Consider the following 19820-nt stretch of genomic DNA (forward strand, 5'->3'; position numbering starts at 1 on the left):
ATCGCAACGGTCGGATGGCCCGCCACTTGCATGCCCGCAAGAACCCCGTTGCCGACACCGGCGTTCAATCCTCGATGGCGTCAAGATACGGCTGCAACTGGGCAAGCAGCCGGGGAACATCCACTGTGGCGGTGACGTACAGGGCGTCAGGGTCGATCTCGTCGTATTCATGGACGATGGCATTGCGCAATCCCCGAAGTTCATGCCACGGCAGCTGCGGGACCTCCTCGAGAAACCCGTCGGACAGCTTGCGCACAGCCTCCTGGGCCTGGACCATATCCATAGCGACCGAATTGAATCTCATATAATCCGCTTCCAGCTCCTGAGCCGAAGCAACCGCATTGGCATCACGGCTTGCGCGGGCCAGATGCTCGGCGAGACGGATGAGATTCGTGTCATCCCTGAATCGCTGGTCGGCATATCGTCGTTGCATCACACCACCCGAACCATATCGCGCTGAATATGCTCGTAGAACCGTCTGCTTGCGCGGCTGCGCTGCGCGTGCCGACGCAATGAGGCAAGCGAGGTCAGCGAGACTTCCCTACCAAACGACCGCTCCAGTTCATTCTTCAATTGCGCAAGGTCGCCCATGCCGGATTGGCTTGCCTCCCGCGAAACATACAGCAAGTCGATATCGGAATCGTCATCCGCCTCCCCACGAGCGAATGAACCGTACAGATACACTTGTGCAAGACCGTATTTCTTTGCGATGGCACCGGTGATCAGCTTCAGCGTCGTGATATCGACGGTACTGCCGGATTTCATTGTGATACTTGATGCCGCCCTGAGGTCTGATGTCGTCGTGAGCCCGAAAAGGGCCTCGTCATACCGTTGCAGGAAACCCTGGGTCGGATTGCCGCCATGTTCCGCCCGGGATAATGCCGATTGCGTGGTGCCCATCCGCGACGCCACCGTCTGCTGGCTCAACCCCGCCTCAAGACGGCGGGCCTTCAATGCGTCAATGGTGTCCATATCACCACTATAGCATATATGCTATATATATATCGAATCGAACGTCTGAGGGCTGGCCGACACCAAAACGGCAGCCGACCGGCCCTCAAGGTGTCTGTGTCAGAAGGTCACAGCGCCTCGTTGTAGGCGCGCACCTTGAGCACACGACGGGAGGATTCGACGTTCTCGATGATGATGCGGCGCAACGCGCGCGGCGCATCAGCATGCTCGCTGAGCCACTGGTCGCCCAGCCGGACGAGTTCCGCCGGATCCGCATAGGACGGGTATAGCCCTTCGAGCAGGGCCTCGGCCATGTGGAAGGTCTTGTTCTTCCACACCCAGTCAACCTGGTTGAAATACTCGGCGGCGTACGGCTTGGCAAGGTCCTCGCGCGGGGTGGATGCGAAGCCTGCGGCGACCGCTTCGAGCTGCATGTTGGTCAAATCGCCATTGTGCAGCGCCTGGTCCCACGCCCACGCCTTCGCCTTGGCCGTCGCGCGGCTCGCGCGGGCTCCGTAGGCGAATTCACGGTTCTCGGTCGTATCGCGCTTGGCGAGCTCCTCGTCGATGCGCGCGTTGTCGACGGCGTTCACACCGGCAAGCGCCTTGAGGATCGTCCAGCGCATATTGTTGTCGATGTCGAGCCCTTCAAGCTTGACCCTGCCGTCCAGCAGGCCTTCGGCGTTGGCGAGGAACCGTTCGTCGCCTTCCACGCCGTAGGTGAGGTAGGCGCCGACCAGCTGGAACTGCTCATCGGAGCCGGCTTGTGCCTTGCCGGCGAGCTTCCACAGGCGCTCGGCGGTGTTCTTCGCCACGTCGGCGCTGCGGGCAGGGACGACATAGTGGTGGGCCGTCGTGGACACCTGGGCGAGCGCATAGCGGAAGGTGGTGGACTCATGTTCGGTCGCCAGCGCGTCGAGGCTCGTGTTGATGAAGCGCTCAGCTGGGAATTCGCCGTCACGGGTCATATCCCACAGGGACAGCCACACCACGGACCGCGCAAGCGGGTCAGCGAAGCGGTAGAGGTTTTCCGCCGCGAATTCGAGGGATTGCGCGTCGAAACGCAACTTGGTGTACGTCAGGTCATCGTCGTTGACGAGGATGAACGCCGGACGCTTCTTGCCGGCTGCTTCCTCGACGGTCGTATGTTCGCCGGTCACGTCGAGTTCGAATCGGTCAGTGCGCACGATCTGCCCGTCGGCGTTCTCGTTGTAGAAGCCGACCGCCAGACGGTGAGGCCGCAGCACGGGATGCTCGGCGGGCGCGCTCTGATCGAGGGTCAGCGCGGCGATGGTGCCGTCGGCGTTTTCATCAACGCGTACACTGATGGTGTTGATACCCGCGGCTTCCAGCCACTGCTTGCTCCAGGCCTTAAGGTCGCGACCGGAGGTCTGCTCCAGTTCGGCGAGCAGGTCGGCAAGCGTGGCGTTGCCGTACGCGTGCTTGTTGAGGTAGTGGTTGATACCTTCGAAGAACTTGTCGCGGCCAACATAGGCGACGAGCTGCTTGAGCACGGACGCGCCCTTCGCGTAGGTGATGCCATCGAAGTTCACATAGGTGTCGTTCAGGTCATTGATCGGCGCGACAATCGGGTGGGTGGTCGGCAGCTGGTCCTGCGCCTGGCCCCAGCTCTTCTCTCCGGAGCTGAAGGTCGCCCACGCGTCATGCCATTCAGTCGCCTCCGCGGTGGCGAGCGTGGACATGAATTCGGCGAAGGATTCGTTCAGCCACAGGTCGTTCCACCACTTCATGGTCACGTAATCGCCGAACCACATGTGGGCGAGCTCGTGCAGCACGGTGACCACGCGGCGCTCGGCATATGCGTCGGTCACCTTGGATTCGAACACGTACTGGTCGCGGATAGTGACCATGCCGATGTTCTCCATCGCGCCCGCATTGTATTCCGGCACGAAGATCTGGTCGTACTTGGCGTACGGGTACGGCACACCCCAGGTCTTGGCGTAGAACGCGAAGCCCTTCTTGGTGATGTCAAACAGGTAATCGGCGTCCTTGTCGAGCGCATCCTTGAGCGCCTGACGGCAGTAGAGCGCCATCGGGATGGTACGGCCGTCCTCGTTCGCGTATTCAGTGCGCCACTGCGCATACGGGCCGGCACAGATCGCGGTCAGGTAGGAGCTCATCACCGGGGTGGGCTCAAACGTCCACTGGCGGGAGCTTTCCGCCGAATGGTCGCCGAGCGTGCCTTCAGCAGTGATATGGTCCACGTCTTGCGCGGAGATGACCGGCATATTCGACGTGACAATCCAGCTTTGCGGGGCGAGCACATGGAACTCAAAAATCGCCTTGAGATCAGGCTGATCGAAGACCGCATAGACACGACGGGCGTCCGGCACCTCGAACTGGGTGTACAGGTATACGTTGCCGTCGGAGGGGTCGACGCTGCGATGCAGGCCTTCGCCAGTACGCGAGTACTGGCAGCGGGCGGTGACGGTGACCTCGTTGTGCTCGAGCAGCCCGGCCAGTTCGATGCGGTTGTCGCGGTAGGCGGTCGCCGGGTCAAGCTCCTTGCCGTTGAGGGTGATCGAAGTGACGTCGTCGGCGATCAGGTCGAGGAACGCGCGAGCTCCGGTATTCGCGCCGAAAGTGATGGTGGTGGTCGAACCGAAATCCGTTGCGCCTTGGGTCAGGTCTAGGCTGACGGCATAGTGGATGGGCGCCTTGACGATGGATTTACGTTCCTGTGCTTCTTCTCTGGTGAGGTTCGCGCCTGGCATGTCGCTCCTTCCTTGTACGGCTTTGGCTGCATGCAGAAATACGCCGGTTGGCACGGTGTATCTGTCCGTGGTTGCTGGCCGGTATCGCAGATTCGCATGGCTGATGCCGTAGTGCCGTGTATACGCAAAACATCGCGGCTCGGCATGTGAGCCACGCCTCGCCGCGATGTTGGTTGTTCTTCCGTGCTTGCCGCACTGGTTGTCGATAACGTGACGATTCTACGCCACGGTACGGGCAATGTCCATTATTCGACAGAACGGGGTGCGCTGCAAGGGAAAAGTCGTCGGCAGATGATATTGGCGGGGGCTGTAATCACGGGGAAACGCTAGACGACCATAAGACGACCGTAAGGCCACCGTTGGAAATCACAGAGAAAATACAGGGAAACCGCGAGGCAAGTGCATGAGGACGCGGGTCAGATATAAGGCAACCACAGGGATATCACAGGATGACCACACGGAAACCACAAGGTCAGCACAAAGCGACCGCAGGGAAATCATGGAACAGCAACAGCGCAATCACAGAGCAATCCCGCCAATGATATATGAGTGAGCGCCGTCCCACGGAAATGGCGGAACGGCGCTCACTGATGGCTTGCCGTTGAATCACAGCTATAGTCGCCGCGAAATCGCCGCGAAGCTGTGCCGCTTGCTCAGCGCAGCGGATCGTCCTCGTCGCGCTGCGCGATATCGGCGACCACCGGCACGATAACCGGCTTGCGATGCAGCTGACGCGCGACCCAGCTGCCCAGCGTACGACGCATGATCTGCTGGAGCCTGTGCGTGTCGCGGGTGCCTTGCATCATCGCGTCCTGCAACTGCTCGACGATCTGGTGGCGGACCTTCTCGAACTCGCTTTCGTCCTCGGCCACGGCGTTCAGATAGATCTTCGGGCCGGAGAGCACGTCCGCGGTGTCGGTATTGACCACCACGAAGCTCGACACGAAGCCTTCGGTGCCGAGGATGCGGCGCTTCTCAAGATCCTCATCGGTCAGTTCGCCGACCGAATCGCCATCGACATACACATAGCCGCACGGCACGGAACCGACGACCGATGCCTTGCCGTGGTACAGGTCGACGACATCGCCATCTTCTGCGAGCACGACGTTGTCCGGGGCCACACCCGTCTTCACCGCGATCAGGCCGTTGGCGACCAGATGGCGGTTCTCGCCGTGGATCGGCATCGCGCACTTCGGCTTGATGATGTTGTACAGGTACAGCAGTTCGCCCTCGTTCGCGTGACCGGACACATGAACAGCCGCATTGTCCTTGTTCACCACGCGGGCGCCCAGCTGGACGAGTTTGTTGATCACGCGGTACACACCGTTCTCGTTGCCCGGAATCAGCGAGCTGGCCAGAATCACGGTATCGAACTCGTTGACGGTGATATCGCGGTGATTGCCGTCAGCGATACGCCCAAGCGCCGCCATCGGCTCGCCCTGCGAACCGGTGCACATGTAGACGATCTTGTCGTCCTGGATGTCCTTGGCCTTCTTGAGGTCGACGACCGTGCCCTCGGGGATGTGCAGGTAGCCCAAATCGGCGGCAATGGACATGTTGCGCACCATCGAACGGCCGACGAAGACGACTTTGCGGCCGTACTTGTGGGCGGCATCGACGACCTGCTGCACGCGGTGCACGTGGCTTGAGAAGCTCGCGACGATGATCTTGCGGGTCGCTTCGGCAAACACGCGGTCAAGCGCCGGGCCGATTGTGGTCTCGGGGCGCACGAATCCGGGGACTTCCGCGTTCGTGGAATCCATCATCAGCAGGTCGATGCCACGTTCGCCGAGCTTGCCGAACTCAACCAGATCAGTGATCTTGTGGTCAAGCGGCAGCTGGTCAAGCTTGATATCGCCGGTGTCGATAAGCGAGCCGGCGGGCGTGCGCACGCATACGGCAAGCGCGTCAGGAATCGAGTGGGTGACGGTCACGAACTCTAGGTTGAACGGGCCGGCCTTGATTTTGTCACGGCCTTTGACCTCAATCATCGTCGGGTTGATGTGGTGTTCCTTGCACTTGGCCTCTACGAAGGCCAGCGTCAGCTTGGAACCGATCAGCGGGATGTCTGGACGCAGCTTGAGCAGGTACGGTACGCCGCCGATATGGTCTTCGTGGCCGTGGGTGAGCACCAGGGCCTCGACCTTGTCGAGACGGTCCTTGATGTAGTGGAAATCAGGCAGGATCAGGTCAACGCCCGGCTGCTCCTCCTCAGGGAAAAGCACGCCGCAATCGATGAGCAGCAGGTGGCCGTTGTATTCGACCACGTTCATGTTGCGGCCGATTTCGCCGAGACCGCCAAGCGGCACGATACGCATCGAGCCCTTGCGGTACTTCGGCGGGGCGATCAGCACATCGTCCTGCTGGGGGGCCGTGGCGAACTCCTGTGGGCGCGATCCACGGCGCGTGGTCGTACGGCCGGTGTTGCGGGCCGACGACATGCGGGCGCGGCGGCCGGTATGCTGGCCGCGCCTGCGGGAATTGCTCTTATTCTGTTCTTGTTCTTTTGCCATTTCCTCGTTGGGTTTCTGTTACTTAGTGCCCGCGCCTATACGTGGGCGAGGTAGTGCCCGTCACAGGAGGCCAGCGGCGCGCATGCCTTCGCGCGCGCGTTCGAACTCGGGTTCGCCCGGTCCGACATTCGGCAGACGCATCGTCGTGCAATCCAGCACGCCGCGAACCTTGAGCGCGGCTTTGGCCATGACCGCCTGGAATCCGGTGCCATTGAGCGATTCGACCAGCGGGGAAAGCTGGACGGCGATCTTCTGTGCCGTATGGATATCGCCTTGATCGAACGCATTGGCCAAATCGCGCATCGGACCGGCGGCCGCATGGGCAATCACCGAAATGATGCCGACAGCGCCGACGGACAGGAACGGCAGGAACAGACCATCATCGCCGGAATACCAAGTCAAACCTGTCTCCAAACGCTTGCGCACCGCTCCAGCGATGTCGCCGGTCGCGTCCTTGACCGCCTTGACGTGATCCAGCTCGGCCATACGACGGTACGTTTCCAGCTGGATGTGCACGCCGGTGCGACCCGGGACGTCATAGATGATGATCGGCTTGTCCGCCGATTCGTTGACCGCCTGATAGTGACGGAAAATGCCCTCTTGTGAAGGGCGAGAATAGTACGGCGCCACCACGAGCACAGCGTCGCAGCCCGCCTCTTGCGTCTGCTCGACCATGCGTACGGTGTGCGCGGTGTCGTTCGAGCCGGCACCGGAGATGATCGGAACATCAACCGCTTCCTTGACCGCGGTGACGAGGTCGACTTTCTCCTCCATGTGGGTGACCGGCGATTCGCCGGTTGTGCCGTTGACCACCAGACCGTCGGCGCCATCCGCGACCAGCTGCTTGGCAAGCTTCTGGGCTGCTTCATAATCGATGGAACCGTCAGTTTTCATCGGCGTCACCATAGCGGGCAGAATACGCCCGAACGGGGCCGGATCAAGAAGATGCATGGTGGTGTCACTCATACTTGGTAACCGTACCTCTGGGGTGGGACGCAGACCCCATCGTCCTCAAGCCCCTCTCGAGGCCTACAAGCCACCCAGCGTCGGCACAACCCTCTCCGACGCTCACAGGGCGCTCAACGTCGACACAACCTCCTACCGACGCTCAGGACTGCCTCAGCGTCGGCAAAACCCTCGACCGACACTCACACGCCGATCAGCGTCGGCAGAACCAGAGAGAGGACCCTCTACCGACGCTCAGGACGGTCGCAGCGTCGGTAGAGGGACGGGAAGTGGGGTTAGAGGTCGAGGAAGTGGTCCAGGCCGACGGTGAGACCGGGGTAGTTGCCGGACGCGATCTTGCGTACAGCGAGAAGGACGCCAGGCATGAAGGAAATGCGGTCGAAGCTGTCGGCGCGAATCGTCAGCTGTTCGCCGGCGTTGCCGAACAGGACCTCCTCGTGGGCGTTGAGACCGCGAAGACGTACCGCATGCACGTGGATGCCGTCAATCACTTGGCCGCGCGAGCCGCCGTCGGTCTGTGTATTATCCGGGATAGCGCCAAGACCGGCATCCTTCCGTGCTTCGGCGATGGCGTGCGCAGTGTGGATCGCCGTGCCGGAAGGCGCATCCACCTTGTTCGGATGATGCAGCTCGATCACCTCAGCGGATTCGAAATAGGGCGCCGCGACCTTCGCGAAATAGTCAGCCAGCACCGCGGAAATCGCGAAATTCGGGGCGATGAACACGCTCTGGTTTTCGCGCGGGGCCTTCGCGAGCGCAGCACGGACCTGGTCGAGTTTCTCGTCGGTCCATCCGGTTGTGCCGACAACCACGTTGACGCCTTGGGCGACGAGAGCAAGCACATTGTCCAGCGAGACGGTCGGCACGGTGAATTCGACGACGACATCAGTGTTTTCAGAGGTAATCTGCGTAAGGTCGTCACCTGCATCGAGCGCAAGCGCGAGGCTCGTGTCCTCCGCCCCGTTCACCGCTTCGACCACGTGCGACCCCATGCGTCCCTTGGCGCCGACGACGGAAACCTTGATCATGTTCGCTCCTTGCCTGATTCCGGGCGGCCCGTATGCCATGAATCGCATCGGACCGCCCGAATATCATCAATACACCCTTACGGATACTTACTCTTATGAATCTAAAGAGACGCTTCGACGGCTTCGACAGCTTTGCCGGCTTTGTCGCTGCCCCGCCGCGACAGCCGCCATCCGAGCAGCGCGATCGGTATGGCGCACGCGGTGGCGATCCACGGGATCATGAGCCCGGCATGCGGACCTGCATGATCGACGACCACGCCGGCGATGGTCGAGCCGAGCGACGTGCCGACGGTTCCGGCAGTGGTCACCCACGACAGGCCTTCGGTCAGTGAGCCTTCCGGCACGATGTCCTTGACAATAAGGTTGCCGGTCGCGAACAACGGCGACACGCACAGTCCGGCAAGGACTTCTAGCACACCGAGCACAATCAGATGATCCATGCTCAGGCGGAACATCACGTATCCGCAGGTCAACAGGCATAGGAAGCCCACCATATGCGACCAGTTCGAACCTTTGAGTTTGCGTGTGCCGAAGATAATCGCCCCGATGCACGAGCCGAGGGCGAACATGGCGAGCTGCAATCCGAGGAATTTCTCGATGCCGAGCGCCTTGTAGTCAGCGGTCATCGACACGTCGAAGGCGTTGAAGCTGATGTTGAACACAACGAATACGGCGAGCAGCGGTCCGATACCCGGATAGGTGAGCACGCTACGATTGTGGCGACGCGGGGTGCGCAAACCGCCACTGTCAAGCGTGACGGCCGTGTCGGAGCCGGTTTCAGGCCCGCAACTGGCTGCACGCAGCACGTCGGCGTCGTCGGAGGGTGCGGGTTTGACCTCCACCACTTCGATGACTGGCGGTGCGGTGTTGCGTAACGAGAAGAACACCGCTCCCCCGATTCCGGCCGCGAAAGTCGGTACGAACAGCTGGGAGACCGGACTGACGGAGGTTGCGAGGAAAGCGGCAAGAATCGGCCCGAGAATGAACACGATTTCGTCGACTGCAGCTTCCAGCGCGTATGCGGTGTTCAGCAACGACGCGTCCGGATTGCCGCGCAACGCGTATGCCCAGCGTGTGCGCACGAGCGCGCCGATGGAGAATTGGCAAAGTCCCATGAGTACAGCGAGGACGAACAGCACGGCAATCGGCACGCGGGCCATCGCGGCGAACGCGAAGACGAGCATGCTGGCCACTTGCAAAGCGAGCACTGGGAATCCGACACGCCGCTGACCAAGCCGGTCGAACAAGCGCGCGTAGAACGGCGTGACCGCCGAAACGGCCAGGATATACACCGCGCTCATGGTTCCAGCGATGGTCCAGTTGTCGTACAGGTGGTTGAGCGCGAGCACGATGCCCAGGCTCATCATGGATATCGGCAGGCGTGCGATGGCGCCGGAGATGCAGAAGGCTTTCGCGCCCGGCAAACGGAACAGCCGCAAATACGGCGAACCGGCTTGCTGACCGACCGTTGCGGCGCTTGACGGCGTCGTGGCCAATCACTCACCCCGTTTCGGTTGCTGCCCCGCGCCGGAATTGCCGCCGCGCCGACGATGTCGTACGGTTCGGGACGGTTCGCCGGAATAGATGTACAGATCGTTCATGCGACCGTACATCTTCTCGACATGGTCTTCCGGATGGTCGGCGGCGATGCGTTTCGCGTTGCATACCAAGCCTTGATGGTCATAGAAGCCAACATCGCAGCTGTTGTCCGTGTGCAGGAAGTAGCGTTTGACGCCTTGACGCTGGAAGTAGGCCATCAGACGTCGCCACAGACCTCCGCCCACGCCATGGCCACGGGCTTTGGGCGAGACAAGGAACAACCGCAGTTCCGCTTGGGTGACTTTGCCGATTTGGCTGATGCGCTCGAGACGGTTTTCCGCGCGATGCCAGTACAGGGTCTCACGCAGGGCGACGGAACCGGTGTCATCGGCGCGCAGCCGATCGTCGATGCCAGCGAGTGTTTCCTGCGCATGCGGATACAGCGGGCGTTCACCATCCACTTGGGCGAAAGTCAGACCGAGGACCTGGCCGTCGAGTTCAGCGACTTCCGCTCGGGTAGTGCCTTCGAGGTAATGCATGACAAATCGTTTCGAGACCATCTGTGACAGCGGGCGGCGCTCCGACAGCGGACGGAATCCCCATGTCTGGTCGTATTCGTCGATGATTGCGGGAAGGTCAGTTGCCGTCAGCGGCCGGTAAATGACAACGTTGCCGCCTGCGGTGGCGGCATCCGATGACGTCTCGGGCATGAGCGCGGCGGATACGGCAGGTTTGGCATGGCTTCGGGTCGTCTGCAACGGGACAACGGCCTGCGGTGAGCGCTGTATTGACACGCGGTTGCGGTTCTCGGTGCGGGCACCATCGGTATGGTTCCGGGATGATGCCTTGGCATGGTGGATATGGTCGCGGATCGCGCCCATGATGTTCCTCACTTTCGTTTCGACTCAGCATCCGGCACGTGTGCCCGCCCACACATGCTGCTCGAGGGTCGCGGCCCCGCTGACATGACCGTCCACGGACGCGTTTTCCAGTCCGTGGACCGCCGCCCGCGCCCACGCGCAGGTCAGTCGTTGTCAGATTCTTCGGGGATTCCGGAGCTCAACTCGGCAAGGATATCCTGTTCTGTTTTCCCGCTCGCATGCAGCTCGCGGTCAGCCTCTTGGGGCTCACTCAGATAGTACAGGGTGGCGTCGATGGAGTTCAACGGGATGTTCTCGACCCGCGAAAGCAGCAGCCGATACATGTCCAGCTGGGCGAGCTTCTCATCGATATCGCTTGGTTTGCGCGGTTTCCTACCGGTTTTCCAGTCGACGACCGTAAACCGCTTGGTATCGTCCTGCGGATCGAGGCCACCATAGAAGACCGCGTCAAGCTTGCCGTGGACGATGATGTCATCCAGTTGCGGCAGTGAGATGACGATTTGGCGCTCAGCGGCTTGGGGACGACGTTTCGCCCACCGGGATGCGACCAATCGGCGTTCCCAAGTGACGAGCTTCCGTTCGAGCGCGGTGCCTTTCGCACTGGTACCTGCAGTTGCACTGGCGCCTGCTTTCGCGCTTGTGCCGGCAGGGGAAGAGCCGGCAGTGGAAGCACCGCTTCGAACAGCGTCCGCAGAGCCTTGAGCGACGTCTACAGAACCTTCAGGGTTTTCAGCCTTTGCAGCGGACAGCAGCTCGGCGCGAGCATTGAGATCGCTGATCATCGCCTCACGCGTGGTCGCGGCGGATAGCGGAACGGCGGCGTCGTTCATCTGTCCGTCGATGCCGGAAGCATCGGTGTCTTCGATGATTCCGCTGTCGTCGTAGGCGTTCATGAACTGTTCGGCCCAAGCATGGAACAGGGTTCCTGCCTCGGCGCTCGGCGATGCGATACGCGGAATCGGCCGAATCATACCGCGCCAATACTGTTGTAACTTGCGGTTGTCGGTCTGGCCGGCCTGCGTCTGCAGGGAAGTGACCGAACGACGGCTGTTCGCCATCAGACGCATGGCGGTCTGCTTCACTTGGTCGTCAAGATCGTCGGGGGCGGTGGAGAGTTGGTATTCCTGCGGTTGCAAATCCATATCGTTCAGCAGGGCGCGCGTCCTGCGCGACAGCACGTCGGTTTCGTTGATACCCCATGACTCGGTTCGCCCGTTCGCTTGGGAGGCGTCACTCGGCTTGGATTCCGGCGATTCCGTGGATTCCGTGGATTGCGACGAACCAGCAGATACCCGCGATTCACCGGATTCTCCGGACACCGCGGATTCCGACGATTCCACAGATTCAACAGGCCTCACAGACTTCGCGGATTCCGCCGATGCCATCCAGTCGAGCGTCTCTTGTGCGGATTCGTCGAGTTTTCTGCGGATGTTCTCGCTCAAATTCGCTGGCCACGCCAAACTCGTTTTTTTGTGGATCAGCTCCACAGGAGTCCTCCACGCCTGCCCCACGACCGCGTCCTCGAAGTCCTGCGCGCCATCACCGACGAAGAAACCATCCGGCAGCGGTTGGCCGACGGATGCAAGCGTATGCGGATGCCCGTCCTTCGGGTCTGCGTCCTGGTCAGCTTCGAGTTCGCGCCGATCCGCCCATGAGGGCAACGCCGCCGGTTGCAGTCCTTCCGTCTTCGCGTAATGCCTCATGGAATCGTACATTTCCTGCCAGAAGACGGACCTTGTGTTGCTTTTTCCGTCTTCGGGCCACATATCGATGGTGCTCGACTGGGTTGCGGTGACGAAGACCTCGTGCTTGGCGCGGGTGACGGCGACGTATGCCAATCGCCGTTCGTCTTCATGCAGGCGCCGGCCGTATTCTTCGCGCTGGGTGAGGAACAGCTTGTTCTTGTCGATGGAGTCCATGCCGTCAATCGGCAGATTGCGGCCTGTTCCGTATTCCTCGTCCGCCAGGGTGAGCGTGTCTTCGAATTCGCTGAAGGCTTCGGTCGGATCAGCACCCTGGACGGCGTCGTGCGGGAAGCGCGGCAGAATATCCGCATCGGCGCGAACCGGTGCGGGCACCATATCGGCACAGGTCAGCCATGTGTTGGCTTTTTCCGTGTATTCCGGCGGCTCCCACTCCCCTGCTGCGTTCGTTGAGCTGACGGTCTTGGTGTCGTCGGCGGGTTTGACGCTGAGAGAGTCGCCCTGGTTGCTGGGGAAGGTCTTGTCGTTGACGTCGACGACGGCGACGGCATCCCATTGCAAGCCCTTGGCCTGATGGATTGTCATGAGCACGACATCGACTGGCCCCGTATGCGCGGCAGCGGTCGGGTCGTCCACGGTTTTCAGCGAATCAATCCAGCTGATAAAGCCTCGCAGCGTCGACTGACCGGCTTGCACGATTTCCTGGGTGTAGGTGCCAACCAGTTCGATGATGGATTCGACCGGCGCATGTGCAAGAGTCGGATTGACCGACTGCCGGGAATCGGCGAACGCTTGGGCGAGCACGGTATCGACATCCAGGTCCAAAGCGCGGATTGCGGCGCGAACCACATGTTCCAACGGCAAGCCCATGGCCTGCCGCACCTCGCGCAGGATGCCGCCGGCACGCACTACGGCATCCACCGCGGTCTCGTCCAGCTTGCAACCAGCAAGATCGGCGGGTTCATGAGTGTCGGCGACCACATCGGACAGGTAGACCATATGCGGCAGTTGCCCTCGATGTTCCCGCACGACTTCGGCCCGCTGCCGGGCCGTTTCCTCGCCTGTGGCGTAACCGGCTTGGACAAGCGCCTGATACCGCCGCTCGGTGTCTCGCTGATCGGCACATCTGGCAAGCGTGGTCAGCTGCCTGGCTTCTATATGGAATCGAGGGGTTGCCAGCAGACGCATCAGCGATTGCGAGTCGGTGGGATCCGCGGCGACACGCAGCAAGGCAAGAACATCGCGTACGTCCGCACGCTCAAGCAGCGCGGAGTATCCGACGGTCTGTACGCTCAAACCTTTGGCGCGCAATGCCTGCTCGTAGTACGGCATCTGCCGTTTGCTACGGAATAGCACTGCGACATGCGGCCGCTCTTTGGCGTCCGCCGCCGGATCGGCATTCGTGTGACGTGCGATGGCGAATTTGGCGAAGCGCACGACGGCGTCGATTTCCTGCCCGAGTGTCGCATACTCCTGAACGCCGACCGTGCCGCGTTCGGTGTTGTCGGGATTGTTGTTCAGCGGGAGCACATCGACTTCGGACATGCGCGAGCTGCTCCGCCTGCGGTGCGTCCGGCGTAGTCCCAAGGTGAGATTGTTCGCCATCTGCAATACCATGCGCGGGTTCCTGCGGCTGATGGTCATCGGGTATGGCTTGAATCCGGGCTGTTCCAAATCGAACGCACGCTGGAAGATCCGCAGCGCGCCCGGGCTTGCGCCACGCCAAGCATAGATGGACTGGTATGGATCGCCCACCGCAGTTACCGCGGACCTGCCGGCATCGGCGATTGAACCGCCTGCGTCAGGGTGGAACAGTGCGGCGATCAGTTCTGACTGCGTGGTTGACGTGTCCTGGTATTCGTCAAGCAAGACATGGGTGTACCGATGGCGATATTGCTGCCCGATGGACGGGAAACGCCTGACCAGTTGGTATGCGGCGATGGTGAAATCACTGAATTCAGCCATGCCGGCTTCGCGCTTCGCCTGCTCATAGGCTTCGACCAGATTGAGCAGGACGTTGCGCTGTTTGGTTGCATCGAGCATCTTCGCGCAGTGGAACAGCGCGGCATCAGCGCGTTGCCGACGCCATTCTTCTTCCTGTTTCCTCACTTTCTCGGCATACTGTTCATCGGTGTCTTTCTTCGCTCTTTTGCGCCGCTTTTTCTCATCTTCACCCAGCGGGTCCCGGGACGGAATCACAGCGTTCCGCTCTTTGATATCGGCATCGACGATGCGTTGCACCCGCTCGATGAATGCGTCGTCCCAATGTCGGATGCGGTGTACCGCTTCGGAAATTGAATCACAGTCACCGCCGATCATGGCTCCGCCGATGGCGTGTGACAGGTTGAGCAGTTTTCCGACAAGCGTACGGAACTTGCCTTGCTGTGTGCCATCCGGTTCGTCGGTGTTGGATTCGCCGTCTTGTCCGTCGTCGCCGTCTTGCCCGGAGGCGGCGAACAGTTCGTCCAGATGCGCTTCGATGACGTTGGAGGCGAGTTGGATGGCGCCTGCATCGCTCAACGGCTGTGTATCCTGGTCGAATCCGACTAGAAGCCCGTATTGCCTGACGATTGACTGGAAGAACGCATCGTAGGTCATAACCGTGGGCTTGAGCAGCATATTTGTGCCGGTCTGGAGGCCGCCTGAGACTTTTTCAGACAGTTCGGCCGCCGCCTTTTTTGTGAAGGTCAGGCCGAGGATGCGCTCCGGCGGAACCCCACATGCGATGAGGTGGTTCACGCGCGCGGTCATCGTCGTGGTTTTGCCGCTTCCTGCGCCGGCTACGACCAGCACGTCATCGTTTTCGGGCGCATAGGCGACTTGCCGCTGCTCGTCGCTCGGCTGGAATGCGTTCCCCTTGGCTTTCATTCCGTTCATGCTTTCCTCGTTTCGAACACCGTGTTGATTTCCCCTGCGCACGCCGGGCAAATGCCATTCCCGTCGCAATATGTCAGATGGGCTTTCTGCGGATGCGCGACAATCCGTTCGGACCGTAGGGCGGCGCCCGCGTAGAACACCCGGGCGATCATCGCCAACGCCCAGGCAATCTGGGTGCCGGCCGAGATCTCGGTAAAGTTTTTCCACAACTCTTCTCGCACTTCCACAGGCGGTTCGCCGTTGCGGGGATAATCGTAGAACTTTTCAGGATTACGGTAGTAGTAACGATCGGAGAACTCATGGTCGTTGAGATGTCCATCGACAAAGAGCGGGGGCTGGTACACGGTTTCCGGAGCATAGCTTTCCGCGGGAGTCGCATGTGCGCTGACATGGAACAGTTCGCTTTGGGCAACCAACGGTTGGCTCGTTTCGCCGAGTCTTGCTCCTTCGGATGGGTAGGCAAGCCCCAGCTGGTAGCACACCAGCTGCAGATCGTTGAAAATCCCTTTGACGTCGGGTTTTTTGCCAGTTTTGTAGTCGATGAGCCTGATGACTTGATTGCCGTTGACACTCCGGTGTTCCTCGCGGTCGATGCGTCCTGACGGGCGAATCGTCAGATCCTCACTCATGCCTTCGGGCCAGCCGCCGACAAGCGCACCCATAATGGCACCGATTTCGGCAGCAGTCGCCGGTACGGTAACACGCTTGACTCGGTTGTATGCCTCAGCGATGTCGCTCAAGGTGAACTTGGCGTTGAATTCTTTCTCGCATTCAGCCGACTCAAGTTTGCCGACTTCGATTGGTTCCGTGTCTTTGCCGCCACGGCGTATCGCATACTCCGGGTCATTGGACTTCACGAAGTATGAGGCGATATTGCCCAGCATGGTGCTCACTTGGGCGTCTTTGTATAGCAGGGTGTAGCGGTCGGCGGGGTCGCTGACCGTAGCAGGATCGACGCGCAATTCCTGATAGCGCGCCATCATCTGATCACTGATGGCGGCAATGCGTTGATCCTCTGTTTCTCCCTGCTGGTTGTCAGGCGCGTCAAGATGCCAGTCCTGGCTGGCTTCCTGGGCAATCTGGTGGACGATGGTGCCAATACTTGCCTGCACTCCACCGGGGCGCGGTCCAGCGAACTGGTTGTCCATCATCCAGCACACCGGGCACGCCCACAGACCGTCAACGGACGACGGGGACAGTTTCACCTCGTTGGGGTTGTGTTGTTCCCCTTGACCAGCCTGCTCCCCCTGCTGCCGTACCGATATCTGGACATCCGCGGCGGGCTCGGTATGCTCCCCGTTGCTCTCCGGCACTGTCGGCACCGCAGTGAGGAAGGACCAATTGCGTGGATCCGCCGACAGCACTCCGTGGTCCTTGAGCATGGTCAGGGTCTTGTACGCGTCCTCACGGGCGTGCCGTTCGGTCTCAGTATCGCCGGTGTTGCGGGCGAGCGTGATACGAGCCGCCGCCACCAGACCACGCACGTCGGTGCACATGGCGTCGAGTTGCGCATCAAGAACCGGCATATCCGTTCCGCTCTGTGCAACGGCGGTTTCACCTCCGGCGGCCATGCCTGCACCTTGGCCGTCTGCAACATCACCGCCAGCGGTCTCGCCTGCATCAGACCCGCCGACATCTGAACCGTCGAAGCGTTCAGGAAGATACCGCAACAGGAAGTCCGACGGGATGAGATCGTCCGAGCGTACCGCGGTGAGCATCACGTGCTCGCTGGCACGCGTCAAAGCCACCAGCAGGCCTTTCTGTTCGTTGTGGAGCACCGCGGTGAGCCGTTCGTCCCGATGCGCCCCATGGTCCAATGATGGCAGTGTGCCATGCAATACGAGGTCGTCCAGGTCTTCGCCGCCGAACATCGTGTTGCGTGGCATGAGATTCGGCCATACATCCTGCTGCATGGCGACAATCCATACAAGCGGCCAGTGTCTGCCGCCCGAACCCGCCGGTGTCGTCAACGTGACCGCTTGGTCGATCGGCGCGACTTTGGCCAACGAATCCGCTTCGATACGCATCGAACGCACCTTGCGAAAGAAGGTGGTGATATCGCCTCCTGCGCCCGCGCCGGAAGCGTAGTCGAACAGACGCATCGCCACGTCGAGCCGGTCGTTGGCGGCACGCCCCTCCTGCGAATTGACCAGCGCCGCCGTCTGCCAGGCAGTGGCGACATGGCAACGCTCCCAAGCCAGACTCAACACATACACCGGCTTGGTGTCGTCAAGCCTGGTGATACCGGAGGCAATCTCGCTCACAATCCGCCACAGGTTGCCGAACGCACGAATGTCCGCGTCATGACGGGATATGGAACTCAAAGCGCCCAACACTTGCACAGACGCGTCTTCGTTCTCCTCCTCATGCGTTCCAGCACCGTGTGCTGCCTGCGGGCAAGTGAGCAGCAAGTACATCGCGTCCAGCGTCAACGCCGGCGGCTCGGTCGTCTCGTTTGACGTTGCTTCTGGAGATGTCTGGCCGTCTTGTTCACCTGCCTGAACCAGCGCGTCTCGTAGCGCACCCCAATGCTGTTCCAAGAACCGCAACGGGGCTTCATTCCGAGGTTGTGTAGCAGAATCTGCACCGACCCCACCGGCATTCCCAACATCCTCAACGTGAACGGTACCCATAGCATTACCGGTATCAGAAGTTTGGCCTGTCTTTCCGGCGGTCTGCTGCCGCATGACTGTGGACAGCGAGACTAGAGACTGCATGGCCAACTCCACGGGTTCGAGGCGCGCTGGGGACTTACCGCTCTTCCGCCGAGCGGTAATCAACGGCGAGCCCATGGCCATACGCACACGGGAACGGATAAACGCAGCCAGCCTCGAAATATTGTCCCGCCCAGCGGCACCCGTGTCGGCAGTCCCGACGAATCGTGCATCATTGACGGCGGATGCACCGCGCAGACGCACTTGGGCGAGTTCAATCAACGCGAAGAGCCCTTGGACGAACGACTCGTCCTTCAACGGCGTGGTCACCGACGAGTACCGCACCGGCACACCGTCACGACGCAGCCTCTCACCGAACGCCCGCACAGTCGCGTTGTCATGCGCGATAACCGCCATATCATTCCACACACGCCCATGATCGAGATGCTCTGCCTTGATGGCAGCGACCACAGCTTCGAGCTCTTCATTCGCCGAAGCATACAGCCGGGTGCCCACGCTGCCATCCTGGGTATGGTCAGTGATGCTTTCGTCCGACGTTTCAGTGTTGATGGATGCGATTGGATAGCTTCCGGGCACGACCGCGTTCTTCCACGGACGTTCCGGAATCGGCATATCGAGTTGTTCTTCAGAGGCGATGTCGAGGCTCACCCGTGAAACGACCAGATTACGGTACCCATCCTGCTCAGGCTTGTCCAGCGCGCCTACCGCGGCATGAAATACGCCCTCCGCCGCCAACAGACGCCCCAACGCATATTCCGGATGCGACCCGCGGAACGCCTGCACCGATTCGTCCGGATCGTCCACAATGAGCAACCGCGCACCGGCACTGGTCGCTTGTTCGAGAAAAGCGAGACCTGCGAGCGTCAAATCCTGTGCGTCGTCGATCACAATGAGTTCGGGAAGATCCTCCCCGCTCAACGAGGGCACCGCAAGCGCCCCTTCAACAAGCAGCATGGACGGGTCAAGCCGGTATTGCCCCGGATAATTGTGCTCAATCGCCGCCGCATATTCCTGCCGCAATGCGAAGGCAAGACGCCACTGGACATCAAGCCGTTTCGCCTGCGGCCCCATACCCGCGCCGGAAGTCCCCGTTGCCCCGGCAATCGTGTGCAAGCGCCCAATCAGCGGCTGCTCGTCTGGCTCACGCAGTCCGAGCTCATTGATGCGGGAGATGATATCGCGCAACTGGATGATGAACGCGTCACTGATACCTTTGGTGAACATCGCCAGCGATGTGGATTCCGATGCCGCACCACGCCCGGAAACCCCGCTCGGGTTTGCGCCTGCGCGCGCACCTTGCTGCGGTACTGCATCGCAGACCATATCCGCCCAGGAATCCTGGGCGAAATACTCGCGCAACAGCGCGCATGTGGGGCATTCGTCTCCACTACGGGCATGCTGAATATGCTCGGCAACCACCAAACGCAGCAGCGCATCTTGTTCAGCGCCGTTGAGCAGACGCGGCAACGCCTTGCCCTCGGCCGACCGCACTGCCGTAATTGCCCTGAACGCGAGCGCCGACATGGTTGTCACCGGACGGGCCTGAGAAACCGCCCCGAGCGCACGAATGGCCTCGTTACCCAAAGCATCCGCCGCAACGCGACCGGATACGGTCATCACCGCGCGCGTGTCCCCAAACGTGCGAATGCCTTCAAGCAGCGCACGATAGGCGAACTGCGTTTTGCCGCTGCAAGGCGCCCCCAAAACCACCAGCGTCCGGGTATGGTCCCCGGAGCCGTTCGTCAGCGTGCCGGCGAGCAACGCCCGCACCAAATCATCGCAGGGCTGCCCGCTTTCGCTACGCCCGCCGAACGTCGTGTTGCTTCGCATAGATGTACCTCCTATGAAATCCATCATATGTGTGCGACACGCCGATGATTCGAAGTGGAACATCTGCTGCAACCGTCGTCCGGCAAGACGTTAAATCCGGCGCAAGCGACGTCCAGCGCGGC

The 19820-nt window shown here is 60.9% G+C and carries 10 protein-coding genes; all 10 read right to left on the reverse strand.

The window, feature by feature from the left end:
* Nucleotides 1-64: 64 nt before the first annotated feature.
* The 10 genes from K315_RS0105940 to K315_RS0105985 all read right to left on the reverse strand — a co-directional run bounded on the left by K315_RS0105940 (nucleotide 65) and on the right by K315_RS0105985 (nucleotide 19698).
* Complete coding sequence (locus tag K315_RS0105940; RefSeq protein ID WP_033520618.1) at nucleotides 65-433, reverse strand: HepT-like ribonuclease domain-containing protein; 369 nt, start codon at nucleotides 431-433, stop codon at nucleotides 65-67.
* Nucleotides 433-972 carry a nucleotidyltransferase domain-containing protein gene (locus K315_RS10015; RefSeq protein WP_029576625.1) on the reverse strand — a complete coding sequence of 180 codons (540 nt, stop codon included), beginning with the start codon at nucleotides 970-972 and terminating at the stop codon, nucleotides 433-435. The genes K315_RS0105940 and K315_RS10015 overlap by 1 nt, the downstream gene beginning before the upstream one ends.
* A 107-nt stretch (nucleotides 973-1079) precedes the next feature.
* Nucleotides 1080-3686, reverse strand: coding sequence for an aminopeptidase N (pepN, locus tag K315_RS0105950; RefSeq protein WP_029576626.1), 2607 nt, complete (start codon nucleotides 3684-3686; stop codon nucleotides 1080-1082).
* Between the two features lie 653 nt (nucleotides 3687-4339).
* Nucleotides 4340-6199, reverse strand: a complete 1860-nt coding sequence (locus K315_RS0105955) for a ribonuclease J (RefSeq protein ID WP_029576627.1) — start codon at nucleotides 6197-6199, stop codon at nucleotides 4340-4342.
* Nucleotides 6200-6259: 60 nt separating this feature from the next.
* Nucleotides 6260-7165, reverse strand: coding sequence for a 4-hydroxy-tetrahydrodipicolinate synthase (gene dapA / locus K315_RS0105960; protein ID WP_029576628.1), 906 nt, complete (start codon nucleotides 7163-7165; stop codon nucleotides 6260-6262).
* A gap of 275 nt (nucleotides 7166-7440) precedes the next feature.
* A complete protein-coding gene (gene dapB / locus K315_RS0105965) occupies nucleotides 7441-8193 on the reverse strand; it encodes a 4-hydroxy-tetrahydrodipicolinate reductase (protein ID WP_029576629.1) in 753 nt (250 codons plus the stop codon).
* A 101-nt stretch (nucleotides 8194-8294) separates the two neighbouring features.
* A complete protein-coding gene (locus tag K315_RS0105970; protein ID WP_029576630.1) occupies nucleotides 8295-9689 on the reverse strand; it encodes an MFS transporter in 1395 nt (464 codons plus the stop codon).
* Complete coding sequence (locus K315_RS0105975) at nucleotides 9690-10613, reverse strand: GNAT family N-acetyltransferase (RefSeq protein ID WP_029576631.1); 924 nt, start codon at nucleotides 10611-10613, stop codon at nucleotides 9690-9692.
* 143 nt (nucleotides 10614-10756) lie between these two features.
* Complete coding sequence (locus K315_RS0105980) at nucleotides 10757-15193, reverse strand: ATP-dependent DNA helicase (RefSeq protein WP_029576632.1); 4437 nt, start codon at nucleotides 15191-15193, stop codon at nucleotides 10757-10759.
* A complete protein-coding gene (locus tag K315_RS0105985; protein WP_029576633.1) occupies nucleotides 15190-19698 on the reverse strand; it encodes a PD-(D/E)XK nuclease family protein in 4509 nt (1502 codons plus the stop codon). The genes K315_RS0105980 and K315_RS0105985 overlap by 4 nt, the downstream gene beginning before the upstream one ends.
* Nucleotides 19699-19820 lie beyond the last annotated feature (122 nt).

The sequence above is a fragment of the Bifidobacterium thermacidophilum subsp. thermacidophilum DSM 15837 genome (genome assembly GCF_000426425.1).
Taxonomy (GTDB): Bacteria; Actinomycetota; Actinomycetes; order Actinomycetales; family Bifidobacteriaceae; genus Bifidobacterium; species Bifidobacterium thermacidophilum.